The 24306-nt window shown below is 62.7% G+C and carries 20 protein-coding genes, 1 tRNA gene and 1 pseudogene; 8 read left to right on the top strand and 14 right to left on the bottom strand.

The features are described from left to right. Positions 1-8: 8 nt before the first annotated feature. The 3 genes from A7A77_RS06505 to A7A77_RS06495 form a co-directional block, all read right to left on the bottom strand. Complete coding sequence (locus tag A7A77_RS06505; protein WP_156500459.1) at positions 9-506, bottom strand: hypothetical protein; 498 nt, start codon at positions 504-506, stop codon at positions 9-11. Next, positions 503-2164 carry an NAD+ synthase gene (locus tag A7A77_RS06500; protein WP_066555544.1) on the bottom strand — a complete coding sequence of 554 codons (1662 nt, stop codon included), beginning with the start codon at positions 2162-2164 and terminating at the stop codon, positions 503-505. Before A7A77_RS06500 ends, A7A77_RS06505 begins: the two co-directional genes overlap by 4 nt. A gap of 220 nt (positions 2165-2384) precedes the next feature. After that, on the bottom strand, positions 2385-2735 hold the full coding sequence (locus tag A7A77_RS06495; RefSeq protein ID WP_066555541.1) for a PilZ domain-containing protein: 351 nt from the start codon (positions 2733-2735) through the stop codon (positions 2385-2387). Between the two features lie 203 nt (positions 2736-2938). Here A7A77_RS06495 and A7A77_RS06490 point away from each other — a divergent pair, with 203 nt between their 5' ends. The 5 genes from A7A77_RS06490 to A7A77_RS06470 all read left to right on the top strand — a co-directional run bounded on the left by A7A77_RS06490 (position 2939) and on the right by A7A77_RS06470 (position 11302). After that, a complete protein-coding gene (locus A7A77_RS06490) occupies positions 2939-4834 on the top strand; it encodes a putative nucleotidyltransferase substrate binding domain-containing protein (RefSeq protein WP_066555536.1) in 1896 nt (631 codons plus the stop codon). Further along, positions 4831-5529: an exonuclease domain-containing protein gene (locus tag A7A77_RS06485; RefSeq protein WP_172799853.1), complete on the top strand. Its 699-nt coding sequence runs from the start codon at positions 4831-4833 to the stop codon at positions 5527-5529. The genes A7A77_RS06490 and A7A77_RS06485 overlap by 4 nt, the downstream gene beginning before the upstream one ends. A gap of 165 nt (positions 5530-5694) precedes the next feature. Beyond that, positions 5695-5967: a DUF4212 domain-containing protein gene (locus A7A77_RS06480; protein ID WP_066555534.1), complete on the top strand. Its 273-nt coding sequence runs from the start codon at positions 5695-5697 to the stop codon at positions 5965-5967. Positions 5968-5977: 10 nt separating this feature from the next. Next, positions 5978-7753 carry a sodium:solute symporter family protein gene (locus tag A7A77_RS06475; RefSeq protein ID WP_066555532.1) on the top strand — a complete coding sequence of 592 codons (1776 nt, stop codon included), beginning with the start codon at positions 5978-5980 and terminating at the stop codon, positions 7751-7753. A gap of 174 nt (positions 7754-7927) precedes the next feature. Beyond that, complete coding sequence (locus A7A77_RS06470) at positions 7928-11302, top strand: PAS-domain containing protein (protein ID WP_066555530.1); 3375 nt, start codon at positions 7928-7930, stop codon at positions 11300-11302. Here A7A77_RS06470 and A7A77_RS06465 read toward each other — a convergent pair. The 8 genes from A7A77_RS06465 to A7A77_RS06430 all read right to left on the bottom strand — a co-directional run bounded on the left by A7A77_RS06465 (position 11299) and on the right by A7A77_RS06430 (position 19728). Then, on the bottom strand, positions 11299-12483 hold the full coding sequence (locus A7A77_RS06465; protein WP_066555526.1) for a BaiN/RdsA family NAD(P)/FAD-dependent oxidoreductase: 1185 nt from the start codon (positions 12481-12483) through the stop codon (positions 11299-11301). The two genes, A7A77_RS06470 and A7A77_RS06465, sit on opposite strands and share 4 nt — an antisense overlap. A 4-nt stretch (positions 12484-12487) precedes the next feature. After that, the gene (der, locus tag A7A77_RS06460; protein ID WP_066555525.1) at positions 12488-13867 is read right to left on the bottom strand and encodes a ribosome biogenesis GTPase Der; all 1380 of its coding nucleotides are present in this window, start codon (positions 13865-13867) and stop codon (positions 12488-12490) included. Positions 13868-13923: 56 nt separating this feature from the next. Next, positions 13924-14793 carry a 3-hydroxyisobutyrate dehydrogenase gene (gene mmsB, locus A7A77_RS06455; protein WP_066555523.1) on the bottom strand — a complete coding sequence of 290 codons (870 nt, stop codon included), beginning with the start codon at positions 14791-14793 and terminating at the stop codon, positions 13924-13926. A gap of 27 nt (positions 14794-14820) precedes the next feature. After that, positions 14821-15603, bottom strand: a complete 783-nt coding sequence (locus A7A77_RS06450) for an enoyl-CoA hydratase-related protein (protein ID WP_066555521.1) — start codon at positions 15601-15603, stop codon at positions 14821-14823. After that, positions 15600-16646: an enoyl-CoA hydratase/isomerase family protein gene (locus A7A77_RS06445; RefSeq protein WP_066555518.1), complete on the bottom strand. Its 1047-nt coding sequence runs from the start codon at positions 16644-16646 to the stop codon at positions 15600-15602. The genes A7A77_RS06450 and A7A77_RS06445 overlap by 4 nt, the downstream gene beginning before the upstream one ends. After that, complete coding sequence (locus A7A77_RS06440) at positions 16643-17788, bottom strand: acyl-CoA dehydrogenase family protein (RefSeq protein WP_066555515.1); 1146 nt, start codon at positions 17786-17788, stop codon at positions 16643-16645. The genes A7A77_RS06445 and A7A77_RS06440 overlap by 4 nt, the downstream gene beginning before the upstream one ends. A 27-nt stretch (positions 17789-17815) precedes the next feature. Then, entirely contained in the window at positions 17816-18127 is a 312-nt protein-coding gene (locus A7A77_RS06435; RefSeq protein ID WP_066555513.1) for an I78 family peptidase inhibitor, read from the bottom strand. 92 nt (positions 18128-18219) lie between these two features. Continuing rightward, complete coding sequence (locus tag A7A77_RS06430) at positions 18220-19728, bottom strand: CoA-acylating methylmalonate-semialdehyde dehydrogenase (protein WP_066555512.1); 1509 nt, start codon at positions 19726-19728, stop codon at positions 18220-18222. Positions 19729-19863: 135 nt separating this feature from the next. Between A7A77_RS06430 and A7A77_RS06425 the strand changes: the two genes are divergently transcribed. Then, the gene (locus A7A77_RS06425; RefSeq protein WP_066555506.1) at positions 19864-20754 is read left to right on the top strand and encodes a LysR family transcriptional regulator; all 891 of its coding nucleotides are present in this window, start codon (positions 19864-19866) and stop codon (positions 20752-20754) included. Between the two features lies 1 nt (position 20755). On the opposite strand, the gene A7A77_RS06420 is transcribed toward A7A77_RS06425, so the two are convergent. Further along, entirely contained in the window at positions 20756-21067 is a 312-nt protein-coding gene (locus A7A77_RS06420) for a DUF3297 family protein (RefSeq protein WP_066555503.1), read from the bottom strand. A 128-nt stretch (positions 21068-21195) separates the two neighbouring features. Between A7A77_RS06420 and A7A77_RS06415 the strand changes: the two genes are divergently transcribed. Both A7A77_RS06415 and A7A77_RS06410 read left to right on the top strand, forming a co-directional pair. Further along, positions 21196-21270: transfer RNA gene (locus A7A77_RS06415), tRNA-Val, on the top strand. A gap of 232 nt (positions 21271-21502) precedes the next feature. Then, positions 21503-22203: pseudogene (locus tag A7A77_RS06410) on the top strand (IS6 family transposase). A 302-nt stretch (positions 22204-22505) separates the two neighbouring features. Here A7A77_RS06410 and A7A77_RS17435 read toward each other — a convergent pair. Together A7A77_RS17435 and A7A77_RS18245 are read right to left on the bottom strand one after the other, a co-directional pair. Then, the gene (locus A7A77_RS17435) at positions 22506-23126 is read right to left on the bottom strand and encodes a LuxR C-terminal-related transcriptional regulator (protein ID WP_216635556.1); all 621 of its coding nucleotides are present in this window, start codon (positions 23124-23126) and stop codon (positions 22506-22508) included. 987 nt (positions 23127-24113) lie between these two features. Beyond that, positions 24114-24306 (bottom strand): hypothetical protein (locus tag A7A77_RS18245; protein ID WP_216635555.1); only part of this gene is annotated, 193 nt, incomplete at its 5' end.

The following is a 24306-nucleotide window of genomic DNA, read 5'->3' as shown; positions in this document are numbered from 1 at the left end:
TTCGCCGGTTACTGGCGGAACAGCAGGACCGAACGACCACCGCCTGACAGCCGCACGCCGTTTTCGGGTGTCCGCTCGACCTGCCCGGCGGCATCGATGGCCTGCACCATAGCTTCGATCTGTGGGGGAAAGGCCATGGCGCAGGGCAGCGGCTTCGGCACGATGTCGATGGTAATCGCAGGCGTACGCGCCGTTTCGATCTCCGGCGCATTGTAGGTATAGGACCAGGCGATCTGCTGGCAGTTGTCGAACTCGATGCGGTCAGGCCCGATGTGGATCGCAACGCCCACCTGGCTCTCGAACGGCTTGCCATCGACGCCGGCAAGACGCCACTCCCCCTTAAGCGTATCGGGCGACGGATCGGCGGGCTGCGGGAACTCCTTCGCAATGCGCCCTTCGGCGACAGCGGCCGGATCGCCCATCGGGTGTTCTCGCTCCTCGCCTTCGGGCAAGACCGGACCGCAAGCAGCAAGCGCGATGATCGCAAGACTGACAAGTACTCTCATCCCGAACGGAACCGGTGAGTGATCGGATAGCGCCGGTCGCGCCCGAAGTTCCGCGCGCCCAGTTTCACACCGGGAGGCGCCTGCCGCCGCTTGTATTCGGCAACGTGGAGCAGCCGTTCGATCCGGGCCACCGTCTCACGCTCGAATCCTTCGGCCACCAGCTGGTCGACGCTCTTCTCGTGCTCCACCAGCCCCAGCAGGATACCATCCAGCACGTCATAGGGCGGCAGCGAATCCTCGTCCTTCTGGTCGGGGCGCAGTTCGGCGCTGGGCGGCTTGGTGATGATGTTGTCGGGGATCACCTTCCCCACCGGACCAAGGCCCAGCTTCGGCTTGTGTTCGTTGCGCCATTTCGCGGCGCGGAACACGGTGGTCTTGTACGCGTCCTTCAGCGGGTTGTACCCGCCCGACATGTCGCCATAGATCGTGGCATAGCCGACGCTCATCTCGCTCTTGTTGCCGGTTGTAACCAGCATCGGGCCGAACTTGTTCGACAGCGCCATCAGCGTCACGCCGCGGATGCGCGACTGCAGGTTCTCTTCCGTGATGTCGACGTTCATATCGGCAAAGTCGTCTTCCAGCATCGCGTCGAAACCGGCGACGGCGGGCTGGATCGGAATGGTGGAAAGGCGGCAACCGATAAGCCGCGCACACTCCGCCGCGTCATCCAGGCTTTCCTGACTGGTGAAGCGGCTGGGCAGCATGACACACCACACCCGATCCGGCCCCAGCGCATCGGCGGCAATCGCGGCGCAGATCGCACTGTCGATCCCGCCGGACAGACCGAGGACGACGCCGGGAAAACCGTTCCTGTCGACATAGTCGCGCAGGCCGACGACCATCGCGCAATAGATATCCTCGGGGTGGTCGGACAAACGGTGCAGCGCGCCGGGAATGCAGGACCAGCCGTTCTTGCCCTTGATCCAGCGGGTCGTGACCTCGACCTCTTCCCAGTCCGGCAGCTGTGCGGCCAGCGTGCCGTCTCCGTTGATGACGAAGCTGGCTCCGTCGAAGGCCAGTTCGTCCTGCCCGCCAACACGGTTGAGGTAGGCCATCGGCACGCCGGTATCGATCGCGCGGCGCTTGGCCACGCCCTCGATACGCAGCACGTCCTTCTCGATCTCGTAAGGACTACCGTTGACGCAGACGAAGATCTGCGCCCCCTGTTCGGCCAGATGGCGGCAAACGGCGGGATGCCAGATATCCTCGCAGATCGGCAGGCCCAGCATGACGCCGCGAAACAGCACCGGATCGGGCAAGTCGCCGGGTGCGAACAGACGCTGTTCGTCGAACGTGCCGTAATTGGGAAGCTCGTGCTTGAACCGCGTGGCGGTGATCCGCCCGCCGTCCAGCAGGGCGACGCCGTTGTGCAGCGCGCCATCGCGCACGAAGACCGATCCGACGAGCATCGCCGGCCCGTCGTCGTCAGTCGCTTCCGCCAGCTTCTCCAGTTGCTCTGCCGCACGCTCGATCAGCGAGGGCTTGAGCACCAGATCCTCCGGCGGATAGCCGATCAGGTTCATTTCGGGAAAGACGACAAGGTCGCTTTCCATCCGGGCCGCACGGGCTCGCGCTGCGAGCATGGCGTCGGCATTGGCGCGGATGTCACCGACGATCTGGTTGCACTGGACTAGCGTGATGGCGAGCGTTTCGGTCATGGCGTGGTGGCGGTGTTCCCGTCGGCGTCAGGGCCGTGAATTGATGACATTGCCAAGGCCGACAAATCGCGAGAACCGATTGAACCAGCTCATATCAATCGGATCGACCGATCGGTTGCAAGCAACAATGCCGGAACAGGTTCGAAGCGATGTGGCCATGGCTATCCATCCGGCTAGCGCAATTGACCGCGCCAGAACAGGGCTTTGCGCACAGCGTAGATCAACCGCCCATCAGGCGCGCCATGCGCTGCTGCAACGGTTGTTCCAGCGTCGCGTGCAATTGCGCCATCACTTGCGGCGAAAGCGGCTTGCGATAGCTGATCCCGATAAAGGCCCCGTTCTGCCAGCGCACGTCGGCAACGATCGGGCCGACGTCTTCCAGCATGATATGGAACACGTCGCCTTCCTCACACGTCATCGCATGGTCGCGGATGCGACAGCCGGTGTCGGAAAATTCGACGACGGACACGCAGCGCCCGACATAAGGGCCGGACTGGATCCGCGCAAAGGCCATGGCCCGCCACCGCTCTTGCGAGCGGGTGTCGAGCGGTGACAGCGGCCTGTATGCCATGCTCCTACGCCATGCCTCGCGAATACCCCATGAGACCTCCCGACAAGATCCCTCGCGCGCATTGATATATGTAAATTACAGACAAGCGAGAGAATTCTCGCAAATGCAGCGAAGTTATCGGAGATTGTAACGGGCAGCGCCAACCCGATGCCGACCTTCGTCGCATTGGACGTGGGCGCGAAGGCGCGTAACATGGCGCAACGATGGCCATGGACGACGCGCCGGAAACCGCAGAAATCGCCGACTTTCTTCGGCAGCATCCGCCTTTCGGCGGACTGTCGGACAGCGAGCTGGCGACGCTGATCCGGGCCATGGAAATCCGCTATTACCGGCGCGGCTCAACGATCACGAGTGCGGGCGAGCCAAATGAATGGTTTTCCATCGTGCGTTCCGGCGCGGTGGAGCTGCGGCTGGGCGGCAGCGATCTCAATGCGCGGCTGGGGGAAGCGGGCTGCTTCGGCTACCCATCCCTGCTGCGCGGCGGACATGCCCAGAACGAGGCGATCGCGCTGGAAGATGCACTGGTCTACCGCGTCGCAAAGCCGGCGTTCCTCTCGCTGGTAGAGGCGCATCCCGACTTTCGCGCCTATTTCGAGATCGACGAGGCTTCGCGCCTGCGCCGCGCGGTCGATTCGCTGCGCGCCACGGCCGCCAGCGGGCGCGAACTGCAAGATCTGGGCGCCCATGCCTCGTTGCAATCGCTGATCGGGCGAAGGGACCTCGCCACGGGCCGTCCGGACATGACGGTCAGCGATGCGGCCCGCCTGATGACGCAAGTCGACGTATCCACCCTGCCGATCTGCGACGGGGAAACACTTGTCGGCATCGTGACCGACAAGGACTTGCGCCGCCGCGTTCTGGGCGTCGGGCTGGACCTGTCACGCCCCGTCAGCGAGATCATGACGGCCAGCCCGGTGACGGCAGTTGCCGAAACGCCGATCCTGACCGCGCTGATCACTATGGCCGAACGGCACATTCACCACCTTCCCGTTACCGATACGGCGGGCAAGGTCATCGCGGTCGTCTCTTCCAACGACATCCTGTCGCAACTGGGTTCCAACGCCCTGCACATCGCCAAGGCGATCGGCGCGGCGTCCGATTCGCAAGGGGTGGCGCAAGCGACGGGGCAATTGCCGCAGGCGCTGAAAGGACTGGTCGGCGCGGGTGTCGATGCCGATCATGTCTCCCGCTACGTTTCCACCATCGGGGAAAACGCGCACCGCCGCCTGCTGCAACTGGGGGAGGAACGGCTCGGCCCGCCGCCCGTGGCATATGCGCTGGTCTGCTTCGGATCGCTCGCCCGCGCGGAACAGGCACTGGGTTCGGATCAGGACAACGGCTTCGTCTTCGCACCCGGCTACGATCCGGCCTTGCACGACGGATATTTCGAGGATCTGGCCCGCCACATGTGCGACGGGCTGAATGCCGCCGGTTACCGCTATTGCCCCGGCGACATCATGGCGACCAACCCCGTCTATCGCCGCACGGCCGGCCAATGGCTGGACGTGTTTCGCGGCTGGATCGAAAACCCCGACCCGCAAGCGGTGCTGGAAAGCACGATCTTCTTCGATATGCGGGCGATATCGGGCGAAGCCGCACTGGTTGACGACTTGCGAAAACAGGTGTTCGCCGCGGCTGCAAGCGATCGCATCTTCCTGTCCTTCATCGCCCGCTCTGCCGCGACGACGCGGGTGCCGCTGGGCTTCTTCCGCAACTTCCTGCTGCATGACGATGCCGACGAAGGCCGCGTGCTGGATCTGAAGAAACATGCCATCGCCCCCATCGTGGATATTGCCCGCACCCATGCGCTGGCGCGCGAGCTGACCGCGACCAACACGGCAGAGCGCCTGAAGGCCGCAGCCGATGCCGGCAGCATGAATGCCGAGGTGGCGGACGACCTGATCGCATGTTTCGAATTCGTGCGCGACGTGCGCTTTCGCCATCAGGCAGAGCAGCTTTCGCGCGGGGAACCGCCGTCGAACAACCTCGATCCGGCAAGGCTGTCGCGCTTTGATCGGGAGCATCTGCGCGATGCCTTCCGCCTTATCCGCGACCAGCTGGACAAGTTGCGCGGCACATTTGCAGGAGGGGTGGCTTGATCCTGCAGCCCCTCTCGAACTGGCTGTCCGGAAGCGGGCGCTTTGCCCGTCGCTTCGAAGCTGCGCGCCGCCTTGCCCCCGATGGTCCGCTGCGCGCGTTCTACGATGCCGGATACCCCACCTTTTCCACCCCACTGGCGCAAGTGCCGCTGGTCGCGCTCGATCTGGAAACCGACGGGCTCGATTTCCGGGGCAGCGCCATTCTGGAGGCGGGTCTGGTCGAGATGGCGCACGACCGGATTTTCGCCGGAACCGGCAAACGCATCCGCATCCGGCCCCCTGAAGCGCTTTCGGAACAGAGCGTTGTGATCCATCGCATCACCGACGATGCGCTGGCAGGCGAGCTGGACGAAGCGGAGGCGCTATCCCGCCTGCTGCCGTTGCTGGCGGGCAAGCCCGTCGTGGCCCATTTTTCAGAAATCGAATCGGGGTTCCTCGATGCGGCATGCAGGCGTGTGTTCGGCGCGCCTTTCGTTGCCCCGTTCATCTGTACGATGGCGCTGGAAAACCGCTGGTTCCCGCGCCAGCGCGCGGCCGATGGCCTGCGCCTTGCCAAGCTGCGCGCGGGCTATGGCCTGCCTGCCTATCGCGCCCATGACGGGCTGGTCGATGCACTGGCCTGCGGCGAGCTTCTGGTTGCCCAGATCGCCGCGCACGGCAACGCGCCGACGCTTGGCGACGTGATCCGCAGCTGATCCCCCGCGTACCATCCCCGCACATCCTACCTTGCACTCAGGCACACCTGCCCGCGCAATCCTACGACTAATGTCGCGCGTGTGCAGCTGACGCCCCGCCTATAACGTTCAAGGGTCCGCAAAGTCGCTTGCGGCTTCGATAACGACTAGGAGGGGAGGACAGCCATGTCCGAAGACAATCCCGATACGTCTGCCGCGGCGGGGGCGTACTGGAAAAAGAACATCCGCCTGCTCATCACCCTGATGGCGATCTGGTTCGTCGTGTCCTTCGGATTCGGCATCCTGCTTCGCCCGTTCCTCGACCAGTTCATGCTTGGCGGCTTCCCGCTCGGCTTCTGGTTTGCACAGCAAGGTTCGATCTACGTCTTCATCGTGCTGATCTTCTACTACGCATGGAAGATGAAGAAGATCGAACGCGAACACGATCTCGACGATTGAGGAGGGGCAAATGTCTACGCAAGCTCTGATTTACCTTTTCGTCGGCATCAGCTTCGCGCTGTATATCGGCATCGCCATCTGGACGCGGGCCGGTTCGACGAAGGAATTCTACGTGGCCGGTGGCGGTGTCCATCCGGTCGTCAACGGCATGGCAACTGCGGCGGACTGGATGAGTGCCGCATCGTTCATTTCCATGGCCGGCCTCATCGCCTTCATGGGCTATGACGGTTCGGTCTACCTGATGGGCTGGACCGGCGGTTACGTGATGCTCGCCCTACTGCTTGCGCCGTACTTGCGCAAGTTCGGCCAGTTCACGGTGCCCGACTTCATCGGCACGCGCTACTATTCCAAGGTTGCGCGCACGGTGGCGGTGGTCTGCCTCATCTTCATCAGCTTCACCTATATCGCCGGGCAGATGCGCGGCGTGGGCATCGTGTTCAGCCGCTTCCTCGACGTCGATGTGACGATGGGCGTCATCATCGGCATGGCGATCGTCTTCGTCTACGCGGTGCTGGGAGGCATGAAAGGCATCACCTATACCCAGGTGGCGCAATACTGCGTGCTGATCTTCGCCTACATGGTTCCGGCGTTCTTCCTTTCGATGATGATCACCGGCAACCCGATCCCACAGATCGGCCTCGGCTCCACCGTCAATGACGGGTCGGGGATGTACGTGCTGCAGAAACTGGACGAATCGCTCCAGATGATGGGCTTCGGTCCCTATACCGACGGCTCGAAATCGATGATCGACGTCTTCTGCATCACCGCGGCGCTGATGATCGGCACGGCCGGCCTGCCGCATGTCATTGTCCGCTTCTTCACCGTTCCCAAGGCTTCGGACGCACGCCGTTCGGCAGGCTGGGCGCTGATCTTCATCGCACTGCTCTACACCACGGCCCCCGCGGTCGCGGCGTTCGCACGGTTGAACTTCAACGATTCGGTGAACAACACGGCCTATGCCGAAGCTCCGGCATGGTTCACCAACTGGGAGAAGAACCACCTTATCGCCTGGACCGACAAGAACGGCGACGGCGTGATGCAGGTGGCCAAGGGCGATCCGTTCAAGGGCGCGCCCGAATATACCGGCGAAACCGGCGCGGCGGGCGAACAGGCGGTCAGCAATGAAATCCTGACCGACAACGCTAACGAGGTCTATGTCGACAAGGACATCATGGTCCTCGCCAATCCGGAAATCGGCAACCTGCCGGGCTGGGTCATCGCGCTGGTCGCCGCAGGCGGTCTCGCGGCGGCGCTCTCGACGGCGGCGGGCCTGCTGCTGGTGATCTCGACGGCGGTCAGCCATGACCTGATGAAGTCGACGTTCAAGCCCGACATCTCGGAAAAAGGGGAGCTACTGGCTGCCCGCGTTGCCGCCACCTGCGCCATCGTGGTCGCCGGTTTCCTCGGCATCTATCCTCCGGGCTGGGTGGCACAGGTCGTCGCCTTCGCCTTCGGTCTTGCCGCGGCATCGCTCTTCCCGGCCATCTTCATGGGCATCTTTTCGAAGACCATGAACAAGGAAGGCGCGATTTCGGGCATGGTCGTCGGCCTTGCGTTCACGTTCCTCTACATCGCTTACTTCAAGCTGTGGAATCCGGACGCGAACGTCGCCGAAAACTGGCTCTTCGGCATATCGCCCGAAGGGATCGGCGTGGTCGGCATGGTACTCAACTTCGTCGTCGCGCTGGTGGTGATGAAGATGTCCGCTCCGGTCCCGGCCCACGTCGGCCAGCTGGTCGAATCTATCCGCGTACCGCGCGGCGCAACCGGCGCGCACGCGCACTAAGGCTTCCCCCTCCTGGGGGTCCCTCGGGCGGGGGGCGGCGGATCTTCCGTCGTCCCCCGTACTCTTTCATGGCCAGGCGTTTCATCGGGCAAGGGGAACGCAGGCCACTTTGAGTGTGGATCGCTTTGCCGTAACAAGAACGAACCGGCTGAAAGGGGGAGACTGACAGGCCCGATGTCGATGCTCGTCATCACGATGCTTGCCGTGCTCTACGGGGCATTGCTGTTCCTTGTCGCCCATATCGGCGACGACGACCGGATGGCGGACTTTGCCCGCCGCCACAAACGCGCGATCTTCGGCCTCAGCCTCGCGGTCTATTGCACCAGCTGGACGTTCTATGGCGCGGTCGGCACCGCCGCGACGAGCGGTTGGCAGTTTCTGCCGATCTATCTCGGCCCGATCGTCATGTTCACGCTGTTCGGCCCCTTCGTCAGCCGCATCATGCAGGCCGGCAAGGCGCAGCATTCCACCTCCATCGCCGATTTCCTGTCGGCGCGTTACGGCAAGAGCGCGTGGGTCGCCGCGCTCGTCACGATCATCGCACTGTTCGGTGCCCTGCCCTACATGGCGCTGCAGCTGAAATCGGTCAGCCAGACGATGACCGCGCTTTCCCCCGGACTGTCGAACCTGCTGCGCGGAGAGGAAGTCGCCATCACGGTGGCCGCAGCAATGGCGGCCTTCGCCATGCTGTTCGGCACCGGGCGCATCGATCTTACGCAGCACAATCGCGGGGTTGTCATCGCCATCGCGTTCGAAGCGGTGGTGAAGCTGGTCGCGCTCGTCACCATGGGCGTGTTCGCAGCGATCCTGCTGATGACGGAAACACCGACCGGCACGGCATCCGCCATCGCCGGACAGGCATTCTCCGTCGAACAGTTCGATGCCCGCTTCATTGTGATGACGTTCCTGGGCGCGATGGCAATTCTATGCTTGCCGCGACAGTTCCACATGCTGGTGGTAGAGGCGCGGGAAGACCGGCTGACCCGTTCGGGCCGCTGGCTGTTTCCCGCCTATCTCGCCGTGGTTTGCCTGTGCATCGTGCCCATCATGCTTACGGGCAAGGCGCTGCTGTCCGCCGATGCACCGGCCGAAATGCACATGCTGCAACTGCCGCTCAGCTACGGTGCGGACTGGCTGGCGCTGCTGGCATTCATCGGCGGGTTTTCTGCCTCCACCGGCATGATCATCGTTACCTCGATCGCGCTGTCCAGCATGATCACCAACGATCTCATCGTCCCGCTGTTCTTCCGCAGCCAGATCAGGCGCCGGGGCGAAGTGCAGGTGCTGGGCAATGCGCTCATCAACGCGCGGCGGCTGGTCATCGCGATCCTGCTGGCCCTTGCCTACGCCTATCACCGCTCCGTCGGCAGCGGCGCGACACTGGCGGGACTGGGCGAGATCGCATTTGCGGGCGCGGCGCAGTTCGCGCCGGGACTGCTGCTCGGCTTCTTCTGGCGCAAGTCCAACCGGGCCGGGATGATCGCGGGCCTGCTGGGCGGTTTTGCCACGTGGCTGATGCTGCTGGCGATGCCCGTGTTCGGCCCCGACATCGTTCCGCCGGTTGTGGGCAGCGACCCGCTCGTATCGGGCGTCGTGCTGTCGCTTTCCGCAAACGTCCTGTTGTTCGTCGTCTTCAGCATTGCCGCCGAACCGAACCTGCTCGACCGTGTGCAGGCCGTTGCCTTCGTGGACCGTTCGCAGGCCGACCTTGGCCGGTCGCGGATCGCCACGAACACGCGCGTCGTCGATTTCCGGCTGCTGCTCGAACAGTTCGTTGGCGAAGGCACCGCGCGCGACGCTCTCAACCGGCTGCGCCTCGTCACCGCACGCCCGTACCACGACACCGATGCGCCGGACCCCGACCTGATCGACACGGTCGAAAGGCTGATCAGTTCCATCATCGGCAGCTCGTCGGCGCGCGCGCTGGTGCAATCCACGCTGGAGGGGGAGCCCGTCAGCGTCGAGCGCGTGGTCGCCATGTTCGACGAAACGAGCCAGCGCCTGCAGTTCGGGTCGGACCTGCTGCAAATCGCGATAGAGAACATCGATCAGGGTATCTCGGTCGTCGATTCCGAACAGCGGCTGGTCGCATGGAACACGCGCTATCGCGACATGTTCGACCTGCCGACCGAACTGGTGGAGGTGGGGCGGCCGATTTCCGAACTGATCCGGTTCAACATGCGGATGCTGGGCACGCCCGAAGAAGCGGTGGAGCGGGAAGTGACCAAGCGGTTGTACCACTTGCGCGCCGGTCGCCGCCATTCCACCGAACGCGAACTGCCCGACGGGCGGGTGCTGCGCATCCTCGGCAACGCCGCGCCCGGCGGCGGCTACGTCACCACCTACACCGACATCACTGCTGACAGAAAGGCGGAAGCCGCGCTGGAAAACAAGGTGCGCGAACGCACCGAACAGCTGGTGGAAGCGAACCGCGCGCTCGAAGCGGCGACGAAATCGAAAACCCGCTTCCTTGCCGCCGCCAGCCACGATCTCGTCCAGCCGATGAACGCCGCTCGGCTGTTCTCCAGCGCATTGGCCGAAGACATCGGGCCGGAACGCAGGCACGAAACGGCGCTTCTCGCGCAGATCGACCGTTCGATCGAAACGGCGGACCGCCTGCTGCGCGCCCTGCTGGACATCTCGCGCCTCGATGGCGGGAAGGCGCGGGTCGAACCGCAGAAATTCGCCATCGACACCGTGTTCGAGGAGATCGAGAATCAGTTCGCGGTACAGGCCGAAGCCAAGGGGCTGGGCCTTGTCGTGCGGAGATCCGGCCTGTGGCTGGAAACCGATCGCGGCCTGTTCATTTCCGTCCTGCAGAACCTCGTGACCAATGCCGTGCGCTATACGGACGAGGGTCGCATCCTCGTCGCGGCGCGCAAGCGGGGCGAGTTTGCAGAGATCGTCGTCGCCGATCAGGGGCGCGGCATCGCGGAAGAGGATGTGCCCCGCATATTCGAGGAATTCACCCGCGTCGGCGAACGGCGCAGCGACGAAGGGCCGGAACAGACCGGCCTCGGGTTGGGCCTTGCCATCGTCAGGCGCATTGCCGCGATGCTGGGCACCGACATCAAGACACGGTCCCAGCTTGGTCGAGGCACTGCGTTCCGGTTCCGCCTGCCTGCCGCAGAGCCCGGACAGGTCGCCGCGCCGCCCCCGCGCACCCGCGCACCAGTATCCGCCGGCCAGAGCCGCGAAGTCGTGTGCATCGACAACGATGTCGGCGGCCTTGGTGCGGTATGCGCGCTGCTGGAACGCTGGGGCTTCCACGTGTCCGGTGCCGCCGGACCGGAGGGTGTCGACACCGGAAACGCGCCCGATCTGGTCTTGCTCGACTACCGCCTTGACGATGGATTGACCGGCGATGTCGCCTACGACCTGCTCTGCGCCAGGTGGGGCACGCGGCCGCATGCCATCCTGCTCACCGCCGAGGAAACTGCCGAAACCAAGGCCGCTGCCGAAAGGATGGGGGCGGAGCGCATGATCAAGCCGCCCTCCCCGCCTGCACTGCGCGCGCTCGTCAACGCGCTGCTGTCACAGCCTGCCTAAAGCCCCTCGGCGCAGGCGACGGCGCTCGCCCATGCCCACTGGAAGTTGTAACCACCAAGCCACCCCGTCACGTCGACCGCCTCCCCGATGAAGTGCAGGCCGGGGACGGACTTGGCCTCCATCGTGCGTGACGACAGGCCGTCGGTCGATACGCCGCCGACGGTGACTTCGGCCTTGGCGAACCCTTCTGTGCCGGAGGGGTGAAACGCCCAGCGCTTCAACCGCTCGCCCGCCGCGCGCAGGGCCTTGTCCTTCGTATCGGCAAAGGGAGCATCCAGCCCGATCCGTTCCGCCAGTTCGGACGCCAGCCTTTCGGGAAGGCTGGCGGAAAGCGCGGAACGCAGTGTCGCCTTCGGATTCTCGGCCTTCCACTCGATGAACCGGTCCGCCGTTGCATCCGGCAGGAAATCGATGTGGATCGGCTCGCCCGGCTGCCAGTATGATGAAACCTGCAGGATCGCCGGACCCGAAAGCCCGCGATGGGTAAACAGGGCCGCCTCGCGGAAACTCGCCTTACCGGCAGAAGCGACAACCTCGGTCGCCACGCCGGAGAGGTCACGGAACAGCAGGTCCTCTCCGCCAAGGGTCAGCGGGACCAGCGCGGGGCGCGGCTGGACCACCTTCAGCCCGAACTGGCGCGCAAGGTCATAGGCAAAGCCGGTCGCGCCCATCTTGGGGATAGACGGCCCGCCAGTGGCGACAACCAGCCGCGGTGCCACGAATGTTCCGTTTGCCGTCTCTACCGTGAAGCGGCCGTCGCCATGGCGCACGGACCCGATCACCGCACCGCAATGCAAATCGACCGCGCCGCCTGCCGCCTCGCTACGCGCGCACTCCTCCAGCAGCATGTCCACGATCTGCCGTGCGGAACCGTCGCAGAACAGCTGGCCCAGCGTCTTTTCGTGCCAAGCAATCTGGTAGCCTTCGACAAGGCCAAGAAAATCGCGCGAAGTGTATCGCGCCAGTGCCGACTTCGCGAAATGGCGATTGGCAGAGAGATAGCGATCGGGCGCGACGTGAAGGTTGGTGAAATTGCACCGCCCGCCGCCCGAAATCAGGATCTTCTTCCCCGGCCTGTCCGCCGCTTCCAGCAATGCCACGCGCTGGCCCTTCTGCCCTGCGCGGGCAGCGCACATCAGGCCCGCCGCCCCTGCGCCGAGCACGATGACGTCGTGCGTCATGCCCTCAATTTTTCGCGAAAGGGTTCTTGGGGCTGCGCAGCATGATGCGCACCGGCACCGATCCGAAGCCGAGATCGCGGCGCAAACCGTTGACCAGATAGCGGCGATAGGATTCGGGCAAATCGTCGAGACGCGTGCCGAAAATCACGAATCGCGGCGGGCGGGCGCCGGTCTGGGTGATGTAGCGCAGCTTGATCCGCTTGCCGCCGGGCGCTGGCGGCGGATTGGCGGCCAGCGCATCATCGAACCAGCGGTTCAATGCGGCGGTCGGCACGCGCCGGTTCCAGATCTCGCGCGTTTCGAACGCGGCGTTCAGAAGGTTGTCCAGCCCCTTGCCGGTGCGCGCCGATACGGCAACCAGCGGCACGCCGCGCGCCTGCGCCAGCCCTTCGTTCAGCGCCTCGCGTATGCCGTTGAACAGGCCGGAGGGGTCTTCGGCCACGTCCCACTTGTTGATCGCGATGATCAGGGCGCGGCCTTCCTCGATCGCGTGGCTGGCGATCTTCAGGTCCTGCACTTCCAGACCCTTGGTCGCATCCAGCAGCAGAACGACGACTTCGGCATAGTCCACCGCGCGGCGCGCATCGGCAACCGACAGCCGTTCCAGCTTGTCGATCACCTTGGCCCGCTTGCGCATGCCCGCCGTGTCGATCAGCTTCACCGCACGGTCCTCACCCAGCTTCGGGTCGTGCCATGTCCAGTCGATCGCGATCGAATCGCGGGTGATCCCCGCCTCCGGCCCCGTCAGCAGGCGATCTTCCTTCAGCAGCTGGTTGATCAGCGTCGACTTGCCCGCATTGGGGCGGCCGACGATGGCCAGCTGCAACGGGCCGAGGGGCTTTTCCTCGTCATCCTCGAACGGGGCGAACTCGTCCTTTTCGGGCTGCAGCGGTTCGAGAATGGGCAGCAGCGCCTCGAACAGGTCGGCAATGCCTTCGCCGTGTTCCGCGCTCAATGCGACGGGATCGCCAAGGCCAAGCGAATAAGCCTCGAAAATACCCGAATCGCCAGCCTTGCCCTCGGCCTTGTTGGCGATGACGGTGATCGGCACCGACGAACGCTGCAGATAACGGGCGATTTCCTCGTCCAGCGGGGTCAGGCCGGCACGGCTGTCGATCACGAACAGCGCGGCGGCAGCGCCCACCAGCGCGGCCTCGGTCTGCTGGCGCATCCGGCCCGGCAGCGTCTCCGCGTCTTCGTCCTCCCAGCCCGCCGTGTCGACGATCTGGAATTTCAGGCCCAGCAGTTCGACATCGCCGAAACGCCGGTCGCGCGTCACCCCCGGCTGGTCATCGACCAGCGCGAGTTTCTTGCCGACGAGCCGGTTGAACAGCGTCGACTTGCCCACATTGGGGCGACCGATGATGACGACTTGCGGAAGCATCCGCGCCAAGTGGCGGTTCAGCGCGGTTTACGCAAGGAAATTACAGACTCGCCGTACTAGAGCGTTTCGAAGATCGAACCGAAATCCTTGCCGCCCAGCCCCGCCTTGTCGGCAGCTTCGTAGATCTCCGTCGCCTTGCGGCCCAGCGCCACGTTGGCATCGCTGGCATCGGCAGCCGCCATGGCAAGGCGCAAGTCCTTCAGCATCAGCGCAACCGCAAAGCCGCCCGCATAGTCGTTGTCGGCAGGGCTGGCCGCGCCGACGCCGGGAACGGGCGTGTAATCGTTGAGCGACCAGCAATAACCGGTCGATTTCGAGCTGATCTCGTAGAACTTCTGAGGATCGAGGCCGTTGCGTTCGGCCAGCTTCATCGCCTCGCACGTGCCGATCATGTGGGCGGCGAGCAGCATGTTGTTGCACATCTTGGCAACCTGCCCTGCCCCTGCCTCGCCGGCGCGGATCACGGCCTTGGCCATCGGCTCCAGCACCTTCTGCGCCTTGCCGAAGGCAGTCTCGGTGCCGCCGACCATGAAGGTCAGGTTGCCGCCGTTGGCAGCCGCGATGCCGCCCGAAACCGGCGCGTCGACCATTTCATAGCCTGCCGCCGTCGCTGCCTCGATCATCTCGCGCGCGGTGGCGACATCGATGGTGGAACAGTCGAGCAGGAGCGAACCCTTGGGCGCGTGGCCGATGACATCGTTCGTCAGCACGGCCTTCACGATGCCGCCGTTAGGCAGCATGGTGACGACCGATTCCGCGCCCGCAACGGCTTCGCGCACGGTGGTGAAGGTGGCGCAGCCGTTGTCCTTGGCGCGGGCCAGTGCGTCTTCGGACAAATCGAAGGCGGCGACTTCGTGGCCGGCCTTTACAAGGTTCGCGGCCATGCCGCCGCCCATGTTGCCAAGGCCGATAAATGCGATTTTCATGTCAGTATCCTCTCGGGAAAAAGCGCTTCAGCGCCCCTTCCAGTTGCCCGCGCGCTTTTCGACGAAGGCGGCCATGCCTTCGGCCTTGTCCTCGGTGGCGGTAAGCACCTGGAACATGCGGCGTTCGGCGACCAGGCCCTGATCGAGCGTCGTTTCAAACGCGGTGTTGACCATTTCCTTGTTCATCATCGCGGCCAGCGGCGGCATCGAGGCGATGGTCGCGGCAGTCTTCATCGCGTCTTCGACAAGATCGGCCAGCGGCACGATGCGGGTGACGAGGCCGGAACGTTCGGCTTCCTCGGCGTCCATCATGCGGCCCGTCAGGCACATTTCCATGGCCTTCGACTTGCCGACCGCCTTGGTCAGGCGCTGCGATCCGCCCATGCCCGGCGCGACGCCCAGCTTGATTTCCGGCTGGCCGAATTTCGCGGTGTCGGCAGCGATGATGAAGTCGGCCATCATCGCAAGCTCGCACCCGCCGCCCAGCGCGAAGCCGTTCACGGCCGCGATCCACGGCTTGCGGACCTTCTTCACGATGTCGGCGGTCCAGCCTGCGAAGAAATCCTCAAGGTAGAAATCCGCAGCCGGCTTTTCGGACATTTCCTTGATGTCGGCGCCGGCGGCGAAGGCCTTGTCGCCGCTGCCGGTAATCACCGCGCAAAGCTGCGTCTCGTCCGCCTGAAACTTGCCGAAGGCGTCGGTGAGTTCGGCAAGAACCTGCGAATTCAGCGCATTGAGCGACTTGGGCCGGTTCAGCGTGATCAGCGTTACCGCATCGCGGGTTTCGACAAGGATCGTCTCGTAACTCATAGCGGTTTCCATTCCTGATCGGCGGGCAGCGGGGCGAAGAGGGTTTCGACCATCTCTTCACTCACGCCTTCGGGCGTGGCCGGCTGCCACTGCGGGTTGTTGTCCTTGTCGACGAGCAGAGCGCGCACGCCCTCTACGAAATCGTGGCGGGTGATGGCCCGCGAAGCGCCGCGCAGTTCCATCTTCATGTTGTCTTCGAACGTCTCGCAGGCGGCGCCCAGCTCAAGTTGCTTCAGCACGTTCTTGCAGGCCGACGGGCTCTTCGAACGAAGCGTTTTCAGCTCCTTTGCCGCCCATTCGCCGCCATCGGCCTCCAGCGCGGCAACGATATCTTCCAGCCGGTCGGATGCGAACAGGCTGTCTATCTTTGCAAGGTTGCCGCTGATCCGCGCAGGCGGCGGGGCGAAGGACTGGCCTTCCAGCGTCGCCTCGATATCGTCGGGGTGCGATATGATCCGCGCCTTGGCTTCCGACAGGCGTTCGTGCGGGATGTAGTGCGTGGCAAGTCCCGCGGCGAGGCATTCCGCCCCGTCCAGCCGCGCACCCGTCAGGCCAAGGAACTGGCCAAGCCGTCCGGCAAGACGCGGCAGATACCAGCCGCCGCCGACGTCGCAGATGAGGCCGATACCGGTTTCGGGCATGGCGAACTTCGTGTTCTCCGTCGCCACGCGGTATTTCGCAGGCTGGGAAATGCCTACACCGCCGCCCATCGTAATGCCGTCCATGAAGGCGACGATGGGCTTGGGGTACGTGAACATCAGGTGGTTGAGCTTGTATTCCACGTCGAAGAAGTGACGCCCGCTCGCGCCCTCGTCCTCCAGCGCCGATTTGCGCAGCAGGGTCACGTCCCCGCCCGCGCAGAACCCGCGCCCTTCGGCATGGTCGACGATGACCGCCTTGATCCCGTCGTCGTCCTTCCACTCGACGAGCGCGGCGATCATCGCCTCGCACATGCCGAGGGTGAGCGAATGGATCGCCTTGGGCCGGTTGAGCGACAGGTGGCCTACCGCGCCGTGGCGGTGGATGTGGATGTTGTCGGTCATTGGCGCGTCAGCTCCCGTCCCACGATCATGCGCATGATCTGGTTCGTTCCTTCAAGGATCGAGTGCACCCGCAAGTCGCGGTACAGCTTCTCGATCGGGTATTCCTTCAGGTAGCCGTAGCCACCGAACAGCTGCAGCGCACGGTCGACGACTTTCGAACCGGTCTCGGTCGCGATCATCTTGGCCATCGCGGCAAAGCGCGTCTTGTCGGGCGCGCCGGTCGTGACTTTCACCGCCGCCATGTAGAGCAGGGCGCGGGCCGCCTCCAGCTCTGCGGCCATGTCGGCCAGTGTGAACTGCGTGTTCTGGAAATCGGCGATGGGCTGGCCGAACTGCTTGCGGTCTTTCGTATAAGCGATCGCCTCGTCCAGCGCGCGCTGCGCACCGCCCAGCGAGCAGGCGCCGATGTTGAGCCGCCCGCCATCAAGGCCGGCCATGGCGATGGCAAAGCCCTGCCCTTCCGCGCCGACGAGGTTCGCCTTCGGCACTTTCACGTTGTCGAGGATCAGCGCTGCGGTCGGCTGGGAATTCCAGCCCAGCTTCTTCTCCTGCGCGCCGAAGGATACGCCCGGCATGTCCTTGTCGATCACGACGCAGGAAATGCCCTTCGGCCCGTCGACACCGGTGCGGACCATGGTGACGTAGACCTCGTTCTCCCCGCCGCCGGAGATGAACTGTTTCGAACCCGTGATTTCCCAGTGGTCGCCCTTGTCGACCGCCTTCGTTCGCAGCGCCGCAGCGTCCGAACCCGACGAAGGTTCGGTAAGGCAGTAGGACGCGATCCGTTCCATCGACACGAGGTCGGGCAGATAGCGGTCCTTCACGTCCTGCGATCCGAACCGGTCGATCATCCACGCCGACATGTTGTGGATCGAGATGAACGCGCTGGTCGAAGGACAGCCATAAGCCATCGCCTCCATGATCAGCGCCGCTTCCAGCCGGCCAAGGCCGATCCCGCCCGCGTCTTCCGACACATAGATCGAGGCGAAGCCGAGTTCCGCCGCCTGCTTCACCACGTCGCGCGGGAAAGTCTTGTGCTCGTCCCACTCGCCCGCGTTGGGGGTGATCATGTCGGCGGTGAAGCGCTGGGCCATTTCCTGAATGGCCAGCTGGTCCTCGGTCAAAGAAAACTGGTCGCTCATCTTGTCAGTTCATCCCTCCCGATCGGGTCAGCCGCAGCTGATCCGGTCGATGATCATGGCGTCGTCGTACGACACGGTCAGGCGGTCGGCCCGATAGTCCATCGTCACCGCCGTGCGCGGCGGAACCCAGCGCAAGGTGCGCGCGCCGGTCTCTGCCAGAAGCTGCGCGCCGGTTTCGGACGAAGCTGTCCGTCCTAGCATCGATTGCACCGATGTCGCATCGCACTGCCCCTCCGGCCCGACGCGGACCGGCTCGTTCATCGTCGTCGCGCAGCCGCCAAGCAGCGGTGCGACGGCAATGGCAAGCGGTAGGGCGAACTTGGCGGGGAATGCGATCATCGGGCTACTCCATCGGATCGGGCGTTGACGGCCGTGTTGGTATTAGCCGTTCAACGCTCCAATCCGCAAAGGTTGCCATTTAATCCGACCCGTTACCCCATCGTCGGGATGACGAAGGCGTTCGAACCGTCGCCGCCGCCGTCGGGCCAGCGCTGGGTCACGGTCTTCACCTTGGTCCAGAACTTCAGACCTTCCGTGCCGTACTGGTTGGTGTCGCCGAAGGCCGAACGCTTCCAGCCGCCGAAGCTGTGGTAGCTGACCGGCACCGGGATCGGCACGTTGATGCCGACCATGCCGACGTTGACGCGGGATGCGAATTCACGCGCGGCGTGGCCGTTGCGGGTGAAGATCGCGACGCCGTTGCCGTACTGGTGCTGGCTGGGCAGCGACAGCGCTTCCTCGAAATCCTTGGCGCGGACCATCTGGAGGACGGGGCCAAAGATCTCTTCCTTGTAGCTTTCCATGTCGGTGGTGACGTGGTCGAACAGGCTGGGGCCGATGAAGAAACCTTCCTCGTAACCCTGAAGCGAGAAGTTGCGGCCGTCGACGACGAGTTCCGCGCCTTCGTCCACGCCCTTCTGGATCCAGGCCTCGACCTTTTCCTTGTGCTGCTTGGTCACGACGGGGCCGTAGTGCGCTTCGGGATCGGTCGAGATGCCGGGGCGCAGTGCATCGATCGCGGGGATCAGCTTCGCCTTCAGGCGTTCGGCGGTGTCTTCGCCAACCGGCACGACAACCGGCAGCGCCATGCAGCGTTCGCCGGCCGAGCCGTAGGCCGCGCCCATGAGGTCGTTGACCGCCTGATCGAGATCGGCGTCGGGCATGATGATGCCGTGGTTCTTTGCGCCGCCCATGGCCTGCACGCGCTTTCCGGCAGCAACGCCGCGCTTGTAGACGTAGTGCGCGATGTCGGACGAACCGACGAAGCTGACGGCGGCGATATCGGGATGGTCCAGGATCGCGTCGACCATTTCCTTGTCGCCGTGGATGACCTGCAGCAGGCCTTCGGGGGCACCGGCCTCAAGAAACAGTTCGGCAAGGCGGTTCGGGACCGAGGGATCACGCTCCGACGGCTTCAGAACGAAGGCGTTGCCCACCGCGATCGCCATGCCGAACATCCACATCGGGATCATCGCCGGGAAGTTGAACGGCGTGATGCCCGCACCGATGCCGAGCGGCTGGCGCATCGAATAGACGTCGATGCCCGGGCCTGCGCCCTGCGTATATTCACCCTTCAGCACCTGAGGAATCCCGCAGCAGTATTCGATCACTTCAAGACCGCGCTGCACATCGCCCTTGGCGTCGTCGATCACCTTGCCATGCTCGTTCGAGAGCTTGTGCGCGAGATCGTCCATATTCTGCTCGATCAGTTCCTTGAACCTGAACATCACGCGGGCGCGCTTCTGCGGGTTGGTGGCGGCCCAGCCGGGCTGCACTTCCTTCGCCGTGGCAACGACCTTTTCTAACAGAGCGGCATCGCCAAGGCGAAGCTGCGCCTGAACCTGACCGGTCGAGGGATTGTAGACGTCGCTGGTGCGACCCGTGTACGTTCCGGGAACTGCACCGGCGCCGCCGGTGATGAAATGATCGATAAGGCGCATGGGCTCATCCTCTCATGGGCTGCCGGATCGGCCCGGCAGGCGGGTTTGGCGCTCGTTTACCGAACCGCGAATTTGCAGGCAATGTTTACATATGCAAGATTGACCTGCATAAATGCAGTTCTGTAGAACGCCTGCATGAACTGGAGCGACCTTCAGGATTTCCTCGCCATCGCGCGGGCCGGAAAGCTGGCATCGGCAGCCGAAGCGGCGGGCGTCGACCCGACGACGATGGGCCGCCGCCTGCGCCGGCTGGAACGTGCGCTGGGCCAGCGCCTGTTCGAACAGACCCGCGAAGGTCAGGTCCCGACAGAGGCGGGCGAAGCGCTGCTGGTGAAGGCAGAGGCGATGGAGCGCGCCGCCGCCGGGATCGGCGAAGTGGCGGGCGGACATGGCGACAGCATCACCGGCACCTTGCGCGTCGCCCTGCCCGAAGGGTTCGGCTCGGCCTTCCTTGCACGCCACCTTGGCGAATTTGCGCAGACGCATCCGCGCCTCGTCATCGATCTTGCCATCACGCCCGGCCTGCTCAGCCCCACCAAGCGGGAGGCCGATCTTGCGATCGTGCTGTCCCGCCCGCGTTCAGGGCCACTGATTGCAGGCAAGCTGACCGACTATGCGCTGCGCCTCTACGCCTCGCGCAAATATCTGGAGACGCATGGAACGCCCCACCGCACCGCAGATCTTGCCAGCGGGCACCGGCTCGTCGGCTATGTGCCCGACTTGCTGCACATGCCGGAATTGCGCCATCTGGACCGGCTGCACCCCGGACTGGAGCCCGAACTGCGTTCGTCCAGCATCAATGCCCAGCACCAGCTCGTGCTGTCAGGCGCGGGGCTGGGCGTGCTGCACTGCTTCGCGGCAGACCTCGATCCCGATCTGGTGCCAATCTTTCCGGACGAGAGGATCACGCGGACATACTGGCTGGTGACGCACCGCGACACCCACCAGCTGGAGCGGGTGCAGGCTTTCCGGAACTGGTTGCTGCGGCTGGTAAAGCGCGAACGCGCCGAATTGATGCCGGACTAGCTCAGGCCTTGGCGACCGGCGGTTCGTCGCCGAGATCCTCGTACCATGCCTCGACCGGGCCGTTCAGCTTGATGGTCAGCGGATTGCCTTTGCGGTCCATCGACTTGCCAGCCTGCACGCGCACCCAACCTTCGGAAATGCAATATTCCTCGATATTGGTGCGAACCGTACCCTTGAAACGGATGCCGACGCCGCGGCGCAGCTTGTCCGCATCGAAATGCTGGCTGCGCGGATTGATCGCAAGCCGATCGGGCGGCACGTCGTTTGCGGCGGGAGCTGCGTTTTCGGCGGGCGTGTTGTCGTCTTCGCTCATGAAAACGAGCCTCTAGAGCCAAGCCAGCGCTTGTCAATCGCCCCGCTTGCCAAGGTGCCTTCACTCTGGCAAAGGCGCGCCTCTGTTGGCGGACACCGCGATTCTGTATCGCATAACCACACCGCAACGGGCGCGTAGCTCAGTGGTAGAGCACACCCTTCACACGGGTGGGGTCGCAGGTTCAATCCCTGCCGCGCCCACCATCTTTTCAAAGACTTAGGCGCGATGGCTTTGCGTTCCATGGAATATGCATGGAACAGGCACCACGGACTGGTCTTGAAGCTGGGCGTTTTTCCCCTTGTCAGCTGATTATAATTTCGGCCGCGATGCAGAAGGGCTACATCCCGACGTCGGGGCAGATCATGGACGCCGGTGCTGTCAGTGTAACGCTAACCTCTCTCCACCTGCGGCGCTTCGTCGACTAGTGGAACCTGCATGAAACCCATTTGCTTCAAACGACACCGCTTCCCGCCGGACGTCATCCGGCTCGGGGTTTGGCTCTATATCGGTTCACCCTCAGCTTACGCGATGTCGAGGATCTGCTCGCCGAACGCGGTGTCGAGGTGACCTATGAAACCGTCCGGTGCTGGGCCAACAAGTTCGGTCCTGCCATCGCCGCCAACATTCGCCGCAAGCGGGGGCGCGCGGATTCCGTCTGGCATCTTGATGAGATGGTCGTCCGGATCAATGGCCAGCGCATGTACATGTGGCGCGCCGTCGACAAGGAAGGCGAGGTCCTCGATGTCCTTGTCCAGAAGAGACGAAGCAAAGAAGCGGCACTGAAATTGCTCAGGAAACTACTGAAGAACCAAGGTGCCGCTCCCGAAGCCATCGTGACAGACGGACTGCGTTCGTACCCAGCTGCGATGAAGGTGCTCGGCTGTATCAAGCGACATCAACCCGGTCGACTGCGCGACAACAATCGTGTGGAAAATTCACACCTTCCTGTCCGAAGACGCGAGCGAAAAATGCAGCGCTTCAAATCCCAAAGCCAGGCTCAACGCTTCACCTCTACCCACTCAGCAATCTACAACAACTTCAATATCGAGCGTCACCTCGTCTCCAGAAAGGCAATGCGAAAATACCGAGACCGCGCTTTCGCGCAGTGGCATGCCGCGTCCGCCGCTGCGGCCTGAGATTTCAGGCTCGGGCCTTCGCTCACCTACAGGCAGTTAACGTGACAATGCCGCAGCGCCGCATCGCCACCCGCTATGACAAGACTGTCCTCTCGTTCGAGAGCTTCCTCAACCTCGCCGCCGCCCGGCTATGGCTGAAGTCTTTTGTCAACGCAGCCTAGCAGCGCCGACCCTGCTCGGCCATCCCTTTGACAATGCCCTGACAGCCCCAATGCGGTGTCCGCTGCTGCTGCGTGAGGCTTCAGGTTCGGGCCTCCGTTCGGCCAGCGTTAGTCATCCTGGCAACGCCAATATACGCATTCTTACTTATACAATCCCGAATTAACTGCTATTTTCACTACTTCAAATGTGCTTCCAACATCAAACTTTCTTGTCATATTCTTGCGGTGTATCTCGACAGTCCGCAATGCCATACCAAGATCCTCAGCAATTTTCTTGGATTTACGGCCCATTACGATCAAATCCAGAACCTCCCTTTCCCTTTTGGTCAATTGTTCCATCAATCTTCTTGAAGATATAACTCTTGCTCGATCAATCTTAACTTTGTCAAATCTATCCAATAATAATGGAATTCTCGCAGTCATATTTCCAATGTCGAACGGAAACTGAAAATAATCCATTGCTCCTAAAAATATTGCGTCGGAGACCCTATTTGAATCCACTACAGACGCGTAAGCTACTACTGGCAGAAGCACAGGCGCATCCTCACTGAGCTTCAATATATCAGCGAGAACGTGGTCAATGTCATTTACTAGGATAATCCCATTATCAGGGTAGTGCGCCGCCAACTCACTAACGCCGGAGCATGGCTCATAATGCGAACACAACGGACCGAGCATGGATATAAAATCACTCCGCAGGCGTTGATCTGGTTCAACCACGGTAACGCGAGTTTTTTTAAGCGAGGAATTCGAATTGTTCACAGCAGAAAGTCGGCCTCGTTTTTGAGAAAAATTGTCTCACCGTTTCGGGTGGAAAGCGATGCGGTGCACATTATCCTGCAAGGATCATAAACTGCAAATAGTCAATATCTCGAAGGTAGGACCACACATGCATGCGCTCAGCTTTTGCGCGACATTCGTCAGCGACGCCTCGGTGCCGCCCCGGATCGAACGTCAAGGCTGCTTCCGTTCACCCCACCTCCATGAGCGATGGACTAAAGGCTGTAGGGCACTGGACGCAAGGCCTATGACATCGGGCGGAGTAAAAGCGGGCCGATACGCTAAAATAAGCTTTTTGGGTACCCGCCGATTTTGAACATCCACCCGCCTGCAGAGCCAGCGGCGATGCCCGCCGCCAACATCCTCGACTGGTCCGAATTGACCAAGAAGCGACCTTTCGCAATGTTTGTTCTTCAGTAAATTTGGTGATGATGGAAACGCGCAAGCCATCTAGACAATCAAAAATTTGCAGTATCAGTGATCCGCAATGACATCCATTGGGACTCGCGCGCGCGCGCGTGACCTTGACCTCTCGACCTGCAGAAGCTTCTGAGTGAACTGACATTGCCTCCATAAACAGCCATAGGCTGCGAGACAGTTGAGCAATGTGACGAAAAGCATTAAATCTGCGCATCAGTGTGATGTAACGGCAGCATCGGGATTCGCCGTTCAAACGGCGCACAGTGCCACAATTCATCGAGACCATGTTATGCTAGATGATTATGATACGCCTGGACCTAGAGAAAGTTCGAGAAATTTTTCGTGGGAGCACATCGCCATAGTTGGTATATACATTGCGTCGATAATCTTCGGGTTATCGGCGCTGTCGGAATTTCTGAGCAATTGACTTCAGTTCCCGTTCAATCTCCATGAACAGGGAAATTTTATGATTCGGGATTGATGCCGTTGAGCTGGGATTAGTCGGATCGCTCCGACCTAGTGCGACTGCAGTCACTCGGAATACCGGCCTTATATCTCCGACAGTTTTCGAAACCAATCGATGTGATCGCGGGCACCGGCTGCATCGCGCTGCGTGATTGCCGGAGATATCTCCCATGCACTCCGCGCCAGATTTTTCATGTTTCTACCAGCTGACAAATTTCTGTCCGCCGATGGAATTGCCTCGAGATGCGTAAGCGCTGTCGCGGTCCCACCTTGCGCG

It is taken from the genome of Croceicoccus bisphenolivorans, assembly GCF_001634625.1.
GTDB lineage: Bacteria > Pseudomonadota > Alphaproteobacteria > Sphingomonadales > Sphingomonadaceae > Croceicoccus > Croceicoccus bisphenolivorans.
This window is presented reverse-complemented; position numbering and strand designations above follow the sequence as displayed.

Coding starts and splice junctions, on each gene's coding strand:
- A7A77_RS06470 (WP_066555530.1), top strand. CDS start 7,928: ATGTCGATGCTCGTCATCACGATGCTTGCCGTGCTCTACGGGGCATTG.
- A7A77_RS06445 (WP_066555518.1), bottom strand. CDS start 16,646: ATGACCGACAACATCCACATCCACCGCCACGGCGCGGTAGGCCACCTG.
- der (WP_066555525.1), bottom strand. CDS start 13,867: ATGCTTCCGCAAGTCGTCATCATCGGTCGCCCCAATGTGGGCAAGTCG.
- A7A77_RS06465 (WP_066555526.1), bottom strand. CDS start 12,483: ATGACGCACGACGTCATCGTGCTCGGCGCAGGGGCGGCGGGCCTGATG.
- A7A77_RS06475 (WP_066555532.1), top strand. CDS start 5,978: ATGTCTACGCAAGCTCTGATTTACCTTTTCGTCGGCATCAGCTTCGCG.
- A7A77_RS06490 (WP_066555536.1), top strand. CDS start 2,939: ATGGCCATGGACGACGCGCCGGAAACCGCAGAAATCGCCGACTTTCTT.
- A7A77_RS06500 (WP_066555544.1), bottom strand. CDS start 2,164: ATGACCGAAACGCTCGCCATCACGCTAGTCCAGTGCAACCAGATCGTC.
- A7A77_RS06505 (WP_156500459.1), bottom strand. CDS start 506: ATGAGAGTACTTGTCAGTCTTGCGATCATCGCGCTTGCTGCTTGCGGT.
- mmsB (WP_066555523.1), bottom strand. CDS start 14,793: ATGAAAATCGCATTTATCGGCCTTGGCAACATGGGCGGCGGCATGGCC.
- A7A77_RS06435 (WP_066555513.1), bottom strand. CDS start 18,127: ATGATCGCATTCCCCGCCAAGTTCGCCCTACCGCTTGCCATTGCCGTC.
- A7A77_RS06450 (WP_066555521.1), bottom strand. CDS start 15,603: ATGAGTTACGAGACGATCCTTGTCGAAACCCGCGATGCGGTAACGCTG.
- A7A77_RS06425 (WP_066555506.1), top strand. CDS start 19,864: ATGAACTGGAGCGACCTTCAGGATTTCCTCGCCATCGCGCGGGCCGGA.
- A7A77_RS06495 (WP_066555541.1), bottom strand. CDS start 2,735: ATGGCATACAGGCCGCTGTCACCGCTCGACACCCGCTCGCAAGAGCGG.
- A7A77_RS06420 (WP_066555503.1), bottom strand. CDS start 21,067: ATGAGCGAAGACGACAACACGCCCGCCGAAAACGCAGCTCCCGCCGCA.
- A7A77_RS06440 (WP_066555515.1), bottom strand. CDS start 17,788: ATGAGCGACCAGTTTTCTTTGACCGAGGACCAGCTGGCCATTCAGGAA.
- A7A77_RS06430 (WP_066555512.1), bottom strand. CDS start 19,728: ATGCGCCTTATCGATCATTTCATCACCGGCGGCGCCGGTGCAGTTCCC.
- A7A77_RS06480 (WP_066555534.1), top strand. CDS start 5,695: ATGTCCGAAGACAATCCCGATACGTCTGCCGCGGCGGGGGCGTACTGG.